This is a genomic window from Ollibium composti (assembly GCF_004801285.1).
Lineage (GTDB): Bacteria > Pseudomonadota > Alphaproteobacteria > Rhizobiales > Rhizobiaceae > Mesorhizobium > Mesorhizobium composti.
Genome location: NZ_SSNY01000003.1, coordinates 308480 through 322956, shown reverse-complemented (window position 1 = coordinate 322956; position 14477 = coordinate 308480). Strand labels below are relative to the sequence as shown.

Below are 14477 nucleotides of genomic sequence, written 5' to 3'. Positions count from 1 at the left end.
GTTTTACTCGCGCCTTATGACCTGCCGAACAGCCCGGCCAATCTTTGCAGAAGGCCAGTGCGGGCCTCCCACTCGATCATGCCGCTGAGGTCTTCGATGTCCGCACCGCTGTCGTCGGACGGTGCCGGGGTGGCGTTGCGATGGCCGTCGCTGGTTGCTTCCACGACCAGATAGGCATCCTCAGCGCCATCACCATTGACGTTGGCGAGACGCATCAGCTTGAACTCCGATGCTTCAACAAACACACCGCTCTGTTCGTCGAAGAAGCCCGTCGTGCTACCGCCAGACGCCTTGCCACCGTTTGCCGGAGTCGCCTTGCCGGCTTGCGGACCCATGACAGGAAGCGGCACTTCGATGCTCGCCGCCCCCTGCTCGCGCCCGCCGGCCGAGCCACTGACGAAACCGCCAAGCCCTTCGTCGAAGAAACCCGTCGTGCTACCGCCGGACGACTTGCCACCGTTTGCCGGAGTGGCCTTGACGGCTTGCGGGCCAATGACAGGAAGCGGCAGTTCGATGCTCGCCGCCCCCTGCTCACGCCCGCCAGCCGAGCCACCGACGAAAGCGCCAAGTCCTTCGTCGAAGAAGGCGGTAACGCTCAGGCCAGCATCGGGGGTGATGGCAGGCAGACGCCGCTCGCCGATTGCGAGCACCTCGCCCATCACCGTACCGAAACCACCGGAGGCGCCGTCCTCATGGGTGAGGCCAAGGCCATGGCCAAGTTCGTGGATCAGCACGGACAGAAGGTCGACACGGCCCTCGGCCGCCCCGCCACCGACAGCCACCAGCTTGCCGTCGCGCCAGGTGAACTCCTCGGCGGTAGCCGGCGTCAGGTCTACGAACCAGCCGTTGCCGGCGGCATCGGCATCCAGGAACACCGTACCGTTCTCGTAACGCCCAAGAGTGCGGCCATCGAGCTGGACAATGTCGATGGTGACATCGGACAGCGCCGCAATCTGCTGCTCGTCGAAGCGTCCGCTCGCCTTCCACACCGCGACTGCCTGGTCGAACAGGGCTTCCACAGGCGCCCCGTCCGTCAGACTGACCGCATTTCCGGTCGTTTCGGACGAGGCAGCCATCAGGCTGGAAGAGGTGTCGAAGAACAGGTCGTTCGTGCGCACCTGGAAGCGGTCGAACGAGGTCGCGCCGCTGCCGGTCATCAGACCGATTTCGCCATCGACCAGCACCGAGTTGTAGCCATAAGTGCCGACGAAGCCGCCGTTGACCTGGATGCTGGCCGACGCGCCTTTGAAGATGAGCCTGAGCGAGTAATCGACATTCGCGTCGAGAACCTTGCTGAAGCTCGCGTCGATCGTCAGGCCGCCTTTCGGGCTGACATGGCCGACCAGCACCTTGTCGTTGACGACATCAAGCGTGATGAACTTGTAGTCGTTCGCCGCATAGCGGTCGAAAACGATGCCGCCGGTCGAAACAGTCGACAGCTTGGTTTCGACTTCCAGATAGGAGTCCGCTTCCAGCGATGTGCCGAGCTTGAACGTGTTTGGAGCGGCCCCGCCATTGGCTATCAGCCTGCCGTTGCTGAACGTCCAGCCTGTGGTCGGGGCGAGCGGGAAGCGTCCCTGCGCGTTGTCGAACTGATCGGTGTAGTCCAGCGTCAGTTCGGGCGGCAGGATCTGCAGCGTGAAGTTGTCGACTGTGGACTTGGAGCCCTGGTTGCCGACGCCGATCATTCCCTTGTTCAGCCCCTGCGGCTCTCCGTCCTCGATGCGTGGCGCGAAGGTGTAGCTGAACCAGTTCACCCCGGCGACACTCACCGTGACATTGGTGCCATTGACGGCGACAAGCACGTCATAGGCCGTACCCGGCTTCAGTTGCACCGGCTTGTTCGACTTGACGACCTGGTGCCAGCCGCTCGCATCGCGATAGCCCATTTCGATCTGGTCGTTCGATATGTTGATGCCGGCATATTTGAAGTCGGTCGGCGACTGATAGTCGAAGATAATGTAGGAATTGGCTTTCCAGCCGCCGGTCGGCTTCTCCGCAGTGATCTTGGCGGTGATCTCGAAATAGACCGGCAGGTACTGGTCGGCGTAGAACACCGCCGCGGCCTGGTCGGTCGGGCTGTCGGACTGCACCGACATCGCAGCGCTGGACACAGCGAATTTACCCTGGTCGGCCGCGAACACGTCGAGCGTGCCGTCGTTGAAGGCCGCCGTGCGCAGCACGTCGCGCCGTCCACCCGGAACATTGCCGGCCTGCGGATCGGTCGGCCCGCCGGTCTGGTTCTGCCAGTAGCCGTGATCCTGCTGGGTCACCAACCCCATCTCGCCGTCGATGCCGCCCTGCATGGTGGTGACGTTCGAGTATTTCTGGTTGTGGTTCGACGTGCCGGTATCGGTGTAGCGGGTGATATCCACGCCGTCCGAGAACGCCTGGGCATAGAGGAAGTCGTACAGATGCGGCGGCACCTGCCGGCTGACCGTCGCGATGCCAAAGGGCGCGAATGGCACGATGTAGCTGTTGAACTCGCCCACCCAGTCGATCAGGCGATCGCCCTTGGTGTTGCCGATCAGGATGTCGAGACCCGCGCCACCGAACACCCGGTCCTCATAGCTCCAGTGCGTGTCCGGGCTTTCGTCGGTGCCGTGCAAGGGCAACTGGCCCGGATTGGCATGGGGCGGATCCGGATTGATCGTGCCCAGATAGTCGTCGGCGTTCATCAGGTCGTTGCCGAAGCCGCCGTAGATGTGATCGCGACCGGTACCGCCGACGATCCAGTCGTTACCCAGATCGCCGAAGATGCGGTCGTCCCCGTCGCTTTGACGGTATTGCTGCGGCACGGTCGGATCAGGCGTCTGGCCGTCGGGCTTGAACGCGACATAGCCGAGCACGCTGACGCCCTCGTCGCTGCGCCAGTTAAGGAAGTACTGCAGAAGCTCCGTTCCGCCGGTGATGCCGTCCTGGCTGATGGCTGGCAAGCCTCCATTCGCGGCCGTCGGTCCATTCCAGACCTGCCCCGCGTCACCGTTGAACAGAATGACCCGGCGCGGATCGTACTCGTTGTAGAGGAAGAATTCGCCGGTACGGCTCTGCACGGGCTTGGGTTCGTTCCAGTGCGGATCGCCGGAGCCGAAGTGCAGTATATCGCCGGGGTTGTAAGGCCGGCTGAAATCGGTCCGAATCAGCCCGACGAAATTACCGAGGCTGTCGAAGCGCGGAGCATAGGATTCCCCGAGCGCCTCCGCACCGCTGATGGCATCGTCGCCGGAGCCGCCGTGCAGGAAATCCTGACCCAGGCCGCCGAAGATGACGTCGTCCGCGAATTGCTGATCGGACAGGAACGGATTGGCTGCGCCCAGTTCTACGTCCGTCAGGTTGAACGGTGTGAGGTCGACCGACTTCGTGAGCGCACCCGCCACGTTGATCAACTCGACCTGGACGTTGCCCGGCGTATGGATCAGCTCGTTCAACACGTCGCCCTGGCTGGTCCTGGTGTCGGGATCCGTGGCGCGCAGCGGCAGGACGCCGTAGAGGCTTTCGGCAAGGGACTGGCTCGCAGTGTTGCGGCTTGTGAAGATGCGACCGTCGTCGCCAAGTACGCCGTCGGCGCCGGTGCCGCCGGAAATCCAGTCGGAACCCCAGCCGCCGATGATGTCGTCGTCATCGGCATCGCCGAAGACGACATCCCCGCCACCGCCTGCGTAGATGAAGTCATCACCGGTTTCACCGTGAATCTCGTCGTTACCGCCGATGTCGAAACGGGCCCATATGCCGGTATGGGGATCACAGCAGCAAAGCGAGAACATCGGCCGCATGTCGTCGTCGGCGGTCGTCGCGGTCGTGGCGGGGTCGACCAGAGAGAAGTCCTCCGGCTTGAAGTCCGGACCGCCCGGCGTGTAGTCGAGCAGCCGGATACCGCGCACGACGATCCTCTCGCCGCCGTAATTGTCGTAGTTGAAGGTGACGTAGTTCTGCCCGAACGGATTGGTTTCCGGATGCGGGTTCACGTCGGTGTGGTTGATGCCGACAATGCGGATGATGTCGCCATTGTCGCCTACGATCGCATCGGAATCGCGGCCGTGCTTGCTTGCGAACGGCGTGCCGTCCTCGATGGTGACGACGTCCGCGCCGTAGCTGGCAGCACCCGGAACCTGGCCCAATGTTGGATCGAAGCCATCGTTGCGATCGATCCGAAGTCCGGCGCCGCCGAAGATCCAGTCCATGTCGTCGGGGCGGTTTTCGGCAGTCGTCAGGCTGAAGAAGTCCGAGGAGCCGCCCACCAGGTCGTCCTGGCCGATGCCGCCGAAGATGACATCCCGGCCGCCGCCGCCCTCGATATAGTCCTGTCCGTCGCCGGCCGCCTCGAAGCTCGGCACCACGAAAAGCGCGCCTGCCGGATCATCGATGCCGTGGCCGTCGAGATCGCTCAGCCGAATCGGCTTGCGAGCGGCCCCGACATGGGCGGTACCCATGACGGCTGCGTCGATCGAACCGTCGCCCTGGATCACGTCATGGCCGAGCTGGCCGAAGATTTCGTCGTTGCCCGCGCCGCCGGCGATATAGTCGTTGCCGAACGAGCCGATACCGGCCCCGCCATTGTTGATGGCGAAGGTGTGGTACTGGGCATAGTCGATCGCGTATTCCGCCCACCATTCCGGACCGGTCGGGTCGCGGTAGTTGCGCGCGATGCCATCGGTCAGCAGCCTGCCCGAGGTGTATTCGGTCAGCGAATTGGCGCCTGTCGCATCATAGGCATAGCGGGGATCCACGCCGGCCGGAACCGGCCGGTCGGTGCGTGAATACAGCAACGTGCCGGCGAGCGTCTGGAAGCGCAGGTTCTGGATGTCGTCCAGCAGGTTGGCGTCGTCTCCACCCCTGCGGGTCAGCTTGACGTTGTCGCCGAAGATCAGGTCGTCGTCCTCACGGCCGTCGAGCATGTCGTTGCCACTGCCGCCGATCAGGATATCGGGGATATCGCTGCCGTAGAGGATGTCGTCGCCACCGTTTTGCGGCTCGGCCGTGCTGATCTCGATCACGGTCGACAGGTCCGTCGTCTGGATCTTCTGCAGCAGGACCGGAGGCAGGTTGGGATCGTCCACAAATTGCTTCACGACGCCGTGGTCGCCGAAGATGATATTCGGGATGTCCTTGTTGATGGAACCGTTGCCATCCAGGAAGTCGTTGCCGGCGGCCATATCGTCGCGCATCGGCGTCTGGACCTTGACCGGCTTGAAGGTCTGGTCGCTGGCGCCAAGCCGCGGATCGATGGTCGGCGCCGGGCTGGCGTCGGAAGTGGCCACATCGAGCGCGCGGGTCAGGATGTTCACGTTGAAGCCGCTGTCACCGTAAATGTGGTCGCTGCCGCCCTGGCCGTAGATGGTGTCGTCGCCCGAGCCGCCCGCCAGATGGTCGCCCGCCTGGCTGCCGATGATGAGGTCGTTGCCGGCCCCGCCATAGGCGGTGAAGCCCACGCTCGGCAGGTTGCCTGTCAGGTTGCCGTTCTGGTCGTACAGATTGGCGAACAACGCGCTGGCGTCGATAATGTCGTTGCCGAAATAGACGAAACGGTTGGCGAGCGGGAAGACCCACTCATTATCCTCGTTTTCCTCATCCGGCAGTTGCGGGAACGGATCGAACGGCTTCTGGCCGAATTCCTGGCCCAGCCGGTCGAAGGACCGGCCCGAATACCAGGTTCCGTCCTGGCTCGTGTCGCCATAGACGACGAGCGGGCTGTTCGGGCCGGCGAGCACGCTGTCCGGCGTGGCCGGTGCGATGACGAAGTGATCGCCGCCCACCTCGGGACCGGAATCTTGCTGCAGGTCGATCCGGTAGACGGTGATCGTGCTGCCTTCTTCGATGACGCAGTCGTGGATCGCAGCGCCGTCCAGCACCAGTTCCGTCGCGGTGACGGACTTGATGGTGAAGCCGCCCGGCAGGCCTTCGATATAGATCACCTGCCCCGCCGCGAAGCCGTCGTCGAGCCAGTTGCCGCTGGCACGCGTCAGCGTGTCGACGACCAGTGTCGCCTCGATCTGCACTTCCACGCGCTGCGGGATCGAACGATGCAGGTCAACGTCGCTTATGGTCGCCGCCGTGCCGAAATCCGGGCCGGAAAGGATCAGCACGGAACCCGTGCCCCATGTGGCGAACTCGCCGGCGGGGCGCGCGACCCCGTAATCGGCGGCATTGCCGAAGCCGAGGATCTGGCGGGTCTCGCCCTCGTTGCCGACCTGGATGAACTGGCCGACCACATAGCGGTCGGCCTGCCAGTTGCGGCCGTCGAGCCGGGTCAGGATGTTCTGGCCGCCGCGGGTCTCGGTCTGATACGAGCCTGTCGTCTGGACCGGCAAATTGCCGCCGCCATGCACCATGGTCAGCCCGCCATGCGGGCCCTGCACCCAGATGTTTGCGCTGGCGTTGGTGGCGCTGGCGATCGGCTCGCCCAGCAATTCCATGACGTCACCGTCGATCGACAGGACGCGGTACTGCCTGGCTTGATCGAAGCTGCCGTTCTCGCCGCCGATGTTGATCAGGTGACCCTTGAGGAAGCCATGGTCCTCCCAGTTCTGGCCGTCCCTGCGCGTCAGGATGCCGCCCGTCGCCGTATAGGCCACGTCATAGACGACCCTCTCCAGCACCAGCGGATCGACCGCGACGATCTTGCGTTCGCCCGTCAGGCCCGCCGGTAAGGCCGGGCCGCTCAGCACCAGGATCGAGTTGTCGTTGGGATCGCGCAAATATCCGCCGTGCCCGTCGGAAACTTTCTGGCCGTTGCCGTCGAGATAGAATGCGTCCTCGACCGAAAGCACAGTCCAGCTGCCGGCGACACCTTCGATGGTGACCGTCTGGCCGGGCAGGAAGCCCTGTGCCTTCCAGTCGAAGCCGTCCCTGCGGATGGTGACATTGGCCGGATATTCCGGGTCATGGCCCACATTGTTGTAATCGAACACATTCTGGGCCGAAACGAACGGCGCAGGGTCGAGCGTGCCGCCGATGTCGAGGCGGTCGTTGCCCTGCCCGAGCATCAGGTTGAACACTTCGATGGTGCTCTGGTGGCCGTCGGTGCCGACGCTGGCCGAACCGTAGTTCACCTTGCCGAAGCTGATGCCGCCGGGAACCACGATCTGCGTGGAACCTGCCGCAGCTTCACCGAAGAGCGGGCCGCTCAACCCCTTGAAGACGAGGTCGCCCGCCATGCCGAAGCCGCGCAGCGTCGTCTGGTCCATGACCCCGTTGCCGTCCGCCTGGCTGGAGTCGTCGAAGATGTTCAGGACGTCGATCTGCTGGCTTTCCGGTGGCTGCGCGCCGATGGCGATCAGGAAGGCATCCTTCTCGCCCGGCAGCTTGACGCCGGCGGTCAGCGAACGGTCGGCACCGGCCGGGCCGCCCTCCACGGCCAGCGGGCCGCGCAGCTTGGACAGGAGATGGGTCGAGACCGGGAAGATCTTCACGCCGTCGCGGGTCGGCGGGACGATGTAATCCACGTCGGCCGCCAGTTCGACGGTCTGCAACTGATGCCAGGCATCGGGCGCCGAAGCGTCGCCGCCGCTGAACACCGCTTCCGGCGCGATGCGTGCGACGCGCACGTTGTCCGCCGTGGCGTCGCCCAGCCAGGTCGAACTCAGCGTCTGTTCCACGCCGTCGATCATGACATGGATCAGTTGGAGCTTCGCATCCTTGCCGGCGTTGTCGCCGCGGATGAGCTGGATCTTGGCCTCGATGTCGGGATTGACGCCGTTGAGGTCCGATATGCGCACCCACATGCCTTCGAGGAAGCCTTCGGAGAGCCATCCAGCCTGCTCGCCGGTCAGCCCCCTGTCGAGGAACTGACCGGGGAAGGATTGCGGGTTGGTTTCCTGGCCGTAATTCACGGTTCCTTCGAAGAAGAACAGTTTGGCAAGGTCGCTGAGCACGGCCGGATCGGCCGTCTGGCCGGCGGCGTTCCAGGTGCCCGCCTGGGTCAGGGTGATGGTCTTGCCGTCCTCCGAGATCGACGCGATCTGGTAGTCGCCGTCATTGCTGACGAGCTTGCTCACCGACACGGCGGTTGGCGAGGCGCCCGTGGCCGCCCATGGGTCGGCCGCCGCAAGCGCCGTGAAGACGATCTCGCTGGCGCCGATCGACTGGATCACATAATCGCCGTCGTTACCGGAGAACGCGCCGGTGGCGTCGATGCGGATCCGGTCGCCGACAGCAAGGCCCAGAGCGCCGAGCCCGGCGCGGGTGATCGCCAGATTGGCGCCATTGGTGCCGAAGGTCAGGCTGCCGCTCAGCAATTGCTGTGCCACCGCGCTGCCGCCAATGCGGATCCGCTGGCCTTCCACCGGCACGAACTCGCTGAGAATGACGGGCTGGCTGGAAGCGCCCGCCTTGTCCCACACGCCGGTCTTCGTCAGGACGATCTGCGTGGCGCTGACGCTCAGCACCTGATAGTCGTCATTGTTGACGTCGAAGCCGTTCGCCGAGGGGGCGCTGACGCGGATCTTGTCGCCCGCGGCGAAGCCCAGCGTGTTGAGGCCGGCACCATTCAGCGCCAGCTTGCCGCCGCTGGTGGTGAAGGTCAGGCTGCCGCTGAAGACCTGATGAGCGGCCTCGGAAGCACCGAAGAAACCCTGATCGATGAAGCTGCCGAGATCGGAGCCAGCGCCACGCTTGATGGTCAGGAACCCGCCCTCGGTGCCGAACACCAGATTGCCGGTGAACATCTGCGTGGCCTGCAGCCCGCCGATCACCGCATAGTCTTCCGGCGAGATGACCGTGGAACCGATCTTGACCACGTCGGCGAGGCCGTCCGTGAGGACGGCGACCCGAACCGTCGCGTCCGGCTCGCGGGTCAGGCGGATCTGATAGGTGTCGTTCCTGCCGCTGCCGGCCGGAACGTTCTTGATCAGCTGCGTGCCGGTGCCGCTCTCGATGATGACCGCACCCGAGGTCTCGTTGTCGTGCACTTCCACGTCGAGGAGTTGCAGGCCCGAGCGCAGGTTGGGGAACACGTAGTTCGTATCGGTGGTCAGTGCGTCGTTGCGCACGAACTCGACCACGGCCGTCTGGACATCCTCGCGGACATAGTCGTCGCGCGCCTCGACGCCGAGCGCGATCGGATCGTTCCAGTCGCCGGCGTTAAAGGTCACCTGCCCGACCACCATGCGATCGTTGACCGCGTCGTAGGTCGGATCGGCGAACAACGTCAGGCGGCTGTCCGCATTCGTGTTGAAGAATTTCATCGCCTTGTCGGCGAAGTCGTTGAGCACGATGTCGACCACGACCGTGCCGGCGGGCGCCTTGGCCAGACGAAGCTCGATCTGGTCGGTCAGCTTGGTGGTGTCGGTTCCCTCGATCACGATGGTGCGGTCGTCGAGATTGCCCGCCGCGTCGATCTCGCGGACATAGACGCCGGGGGTGTCGTTATCCAGAACCTGAACCTCGACGTTGCGTACATCCGCGCCGTCATAGGCGTCGACATTCGAGATGACCGAATGCTGGACCACGACCACACGGTCGCCCTCCGAGCGCTGGTCGTCGGGCGCGAAGACGAAAACCTTCTGTTCCTGGTTCCAGTTGCTGGCATCGAATTTGAGGACGACGGCGCGATCGGGAATCCACATATCGTGGCCGTCGATCGTGACCTTGTGCATGAAGCCATCGTCGGCCGTCGTCGCCAGCTGGCCGTCATACGTATTGGTGTGATTGCCCGAAAGCGGATCGGTCGAGAGCCAGATCGAGTCGCCGAGCGCATCGGTCAGGAACGACGGATTGAGGTCGTAGGGAAGACCCGTTGCAGGGTTGATCGTACGTTCCTCCTGCGGCGAGCGCGCCGCGGAGACCGTGACGTAGACCACTTGGCCGGCCGTCAGCTGTTGCGAGAGCCGAACCGTGTAGAAGTCGGTGAACTGATGAGCCTGATCCTCCTCGCGCACGACGGTGCGTCCCGAGCTGGTATCGCCGGCGGCCTCCTCGTTGATGACGACGAGGCCTTCGTTCGCGGTCGAGACGTTGTAATCGAAGCCGTCGACGACGACGCCGTTATAGAGCGGGTCGTTCGAGGTGACGAGGTGATCGACGGCGCCGGAAACGCCTTCCAGCTCGCGGGTTATGATGTCCTCGGTGACGTCTCCCGTCACGTTGATCGTGTCGGAGCCGAGCCCGCCGATCACCCGGTAGGCGACGCCGAAGGCGGTCGACTGCACGAAGAACTCGTCGTCGCCCTCAAGGCCGTCGACCTCGACGACCTCGACGGTCGAGTAGCGCACGTTGAGGCCGGCGCCGAATATGCCCTTCGCCGTGATGACGATGTCGTCGGCGAACTCGGTGCCGAGGATGACCAGCTTGTCGAAGCCGGCGCCGCCGTCGACCGAGACCGGCGCGTTGATGTTGTAGCGGACCTCGTCCTGGCCGCCGCCGGCCCGGATGTCGGGCGCCTGGGCGACAGAGAAGCCAAGCCCGATCTGGGGCGTCGCCACGCCTTCATTGTCGAGCACGATGACGTCGTCGGTCGGATCGTCGGTGATCAGAAGGTCGAGATAGTTGATGCCGCCGTCGCCATTGGTGTCGAAGACATTGCCGATCCTGGACTGCAGCGCCGCGCCGTTCGAGAGACTGCCGAAGGTGATCGAGCCGTTGTCGAGGCCCTTCAGGATCGCAACACCGGCATCGAGGTCGGCCTTGTTGATCGTTCCGTCGCCGTTCCAGTCGAAATCGGTCGTGGCCGCGAGCGCGAATGCGCGGACGATGAACAGGTCGTTGTCGTCGTCGCCCTCCAGGCGCAGTTCAGCCTGGTTGGAATAGACGCGGAAGGTGTCGTTGCCCGTGCCGCCCTGAGCGACCGTGGGCGACGAGGAGCCGGCCGACAGCCAGCCACGGGTCGTGGCCACGAGGTTCGGGAAGACGTCCTGCGGCAGCAGGCCGCCATCGGCCGTGTCCCGCTGCGCGCCGAATATCTGGCCGATCTGGAACGTATCGTCGCCCGCGCCGCCGTCGAGCGTGGTGATGACGGTGGTGTCGTCGGTAAAGAAGGCGTCGTTTCCGCCGCGGCCTTCGACGGTGAGCCGTCCGTTCAGGCCACTGTCGTAGTTGATCCGCTGGACCTCGTTCGAATCCTCGTTGCCCTGCACGACGTCCTGGTACGGGCCGAGCGTGCCGTGCAGCAGGGCCACATAGCCCGGCCGGTCGGCCGTCTCGTTCGGCAGGTAGGCCGCCGCGCGCAGCAGGAAGATGTCGTCGGTCTGGAAGCTGGCGCCGTTCTTGGCGCTGTCGAAACCGAAGATCGAGAGTTCGTCCACGCCGTCGTCTTCCCTGCCCGTGTCGAGCACGTTGATGACGTAGTTGCGCGCGTTGCCCTGCGAGCCCAGCGTGTAGACCAGATAGGTGTCGGTGTCCGCCTGGCCGTCAAGCGTCAGCGTGTGCTCGGCGCTGGTGACCATATTCGGGCCGGTCTGGCTGGCGGTGTCCTGCAGGTAGTAGACGATGAACCTGTCCTCGCCGTCATCGCCGGCGGACACGAATTTGCCAGTCGCCGCGTCGTAGACGGGGATGTTCTGGGAACCATAGGCGCGCGTCTTGGAACCGAGGAAGATGTAGCCGTCATCGCCCTGGCTGATGCCGCCGGCGGCACCGCTGCCGTCGCCGAACTGGATCGTGTCGACATCCGTGTTGCCGTAGATCTGGGTGAGGAAGGCCGGCGCCGTCGTGCGGCGGGTGGCCGTGCCGACCGGCGTGCCGCCGGACTGGCTGCCCGCCACCACCACGGCATTCGCGATGATGCGGCCGCGCAGCAGCATGATCGTGCCGAATCCCAGGTCGAGATTGGCGAGAGCGGCAATAGTGCCGTTGGTCGCGGACACGTCACCGAAGATGTCGATGCTTTCGCGAGCCAGGATCTCGCTGTTGGAGTCGAGCGAGACATTGTCGCCGACCAGCAGCGTGACCTTGCCGTTCTCGGCGAAAATCTGGCCGTGCGGGATGAGACGCGGTGCGTCGGGCTGGGCGTTGCGGAACGTGCTTTCGGCAAAGCGCGCCGAACCGCTGTCGACCAGGTGCAGATGCTCGTCCGTCTCGGCCGTTTCATGCACGGTGATGCGGATGTCGCCGGTATAGGTGTGGGCGAGCACGAGCCTGAGCAGCCCGTCCGTCTCGGTCACGTAGATGTTGTCCGTCGCCTCCATGGCGACATCGTCGCCAGCCGCGTCGAGGGTGAGCGCCGGCGAACCGCGCGAACTGTTGATCTCGAGATCGTTGCCCGACGAGCCGATGTTCGCACCGGCGCCGTTGGCATCGAGATCGACGGTCTGGCCGAGCACGTTGGCAAGATTGTCGCCGAGGCCGTTGTTGCGTGCGTCGCGGATCGAGCCGTCGACGGTGCGCAGGCTGACATTGTCGATCGACCAGACGGTATCGACCTCCATCGGGCCGGTCAGCTCGTCGAGGAAGATGCCGCCATGGGACGTGATCGACGCGTTGTTGTCGAAGGCGTTGAGGACGCCGGACCCGTTGTTGCGGTCGACATTGATTTCCAGGAAGTCGCCCGCCAGTCCGATGCCGCCGGTGGACGGGTTCTGAACGCCGGTCGGGACGGACAGGCCGCCCGGCGTCTTGTTCAGGCCGTGCACGCCGAAGATCTCGTCGAGGACGGCATCATTGGAGGCGCCGGTCGCAACGCCTGAATACATCGTGATGTTGACGCCCGTGACGTCCACCGTCGCGGTTCCGTCGGCATCGAGGATCTTCGCGCCGGACCAAAGCGTCACATCGTCGTCGGTCGAATGGATATGGCCGACCAGCATGTCGCCGGCCAGTTCCTGCGCCTTGATGAAGCCGTCGGTGGTCAGGAATATCTGTTCGCCGCCGCCCTCCTCGTCAATCGGGGTGCCGGCAGACCAGTCCACGTCGCCGAAGACGATGAAGTTCACCGTCGTGGACGACGTCGCCGGCGTCACCGTGATCGGCGTGGTCTTCAGGACCGGATCCATGGTGCCGTAGGAAATGTCCGTGGTCCGATAGCTCCGGTTTTCCTCGCCGGGCAGGTTGTTCGGATAGACGTCGTTGGTCGAGACATGGCCGATGTCGATGTCGTCGCCGGCGCGGACTTCGGCAAAGATGTAGGTCGAATCCACCTCGGTCGCCGTGGTGTTGAGGGTGCGGGCAATGAAATCGTAATAGGCCGCGCCGCCGTCCTCGTCCGGGCTCCAATAGCGGAAGTAGGGGCCGGTCCGGTCTTTTGTCGTCGTCAGATTCGGCGGGTCGTAGGTCTGTACCGTCACGCCGGTCAGCGTCGAGGGCGCATTGCCGGCCTTGCTGTCGTTGATCACCACATCGACGTCGTCGCCCGCCGTGATCTTCTCGATCTCGACGGTCAGCGGCCCGCTGTTGGTCGTGCGGTCATGCAGCGTGATGTCGAGCACGGCGTCACCGCCGGCTTCGGCCGTCAGCGAGATTTCCTTGAGCTCGACCTCGTCCGCGCTTCCGACGGCATGGTTGATGCGCATCAGCTCGACTTCCAGCGCCTTGCGGGCGCGAGTGCTGTCGCCCGAACCGAAGGACGCCGCGGTCTGGTCGCCGATGTCGCCGCTTGCCTCGAGTTCGATCGTGTTGGTGCGGATCAGCGCTTCGTCGAAGATCGGCGTCTTGAAGACCGATGGCTTCCCGGCCGTGGTGTCATTCACCACCTGGTCGCGCTCGTCGGCCCGTATATTGCCGCGTTCGTTGACGATCTGGGTGTGGCCGAAGGTGTTCTCGATTCCGCCCAGCAGGATGATGTCGCTGTGGGGCTCGTTCAGGGCCGTGGTGCCGAAGATCGGCGCCGAAAGCGGATCGATGGGGTGCTCCAGCGCGTGATCCATGTTGAGGATACGCACCGCGGTTTGCGGGTAGAGCAGGTTCAGGCGGAACTCGAACGTATTGCCGACCGTGCCGGCCGTGTTCGAGGTGTTGTTGCTGGAATCGCCGCCATCATAGGGGATGTGGTCCACCTGCACCTTGACCACCGCGCCACCGTCGATGGTGTCGATGTGGTTGATGACCAGATCCCATTCGGATTCGTTGATGATGGTGACGGAATCCCAGCTCCGCTGGCTCTCGATAAGCCCCTCATTGCCCCAGATGACGCCGTCTTCCTCACCGGAAATGGCACTGGCGAAGAAGGTTGCGTCGCCGGCACGGTCGAAGACGATATCGTCCAGCACGACCTGCTTGTTGCCCGGATCGAAGGCTTCGAGCTGGTCGTTGACACCCTTGCCTTCATTGATGCCGAGGAACTTGATGTTCGACAGCGAGCGGATGTAGCCGTCCTTGTCGATGTGCAGATAGGGATTGGGCTCGCCCAGAAGGATGACGTGAGCCTCCCAGAAGATTTCCCGCTTGAGCACGGGGTTGTTCCGGTTGGGCTCGTCGTCCGCCGGGCCAATATAGACGCCGCCCGCGTCGCCGCTCGCGCGATGATTGGCCGCCACGAAGCTGTTGAGCACGTTCACATCGAGATCCGCGGTCTTGATGATCGCTTCCCAATGACCCTCGATCTTGCCGTT

Annotated in this window: 1 protein-coding gene (cut by a window edge); it reads right to left on the bottom strand. The window is 64.2% G+C overall.

Features of this window, described 5'->3' with window-relative positions; all coding sequences use genetic code 11:
• Positions 1–14 precede the first annotated feature (14 nt).
• On the bottom strand, positions 15–14477 hold the end of the coding sequence (locus E6C48_RS07280) for an LEPR-XLL domain-containing protein (RefSeq protein ID WP_168734472.1). 21234 nt of this gene lie beyond the right edge of the window; only the last 14463 of its 35697 coding nucleotides appear in the window; its start codon lies off the right edge, out of view; the stop codon is at positions 15–17.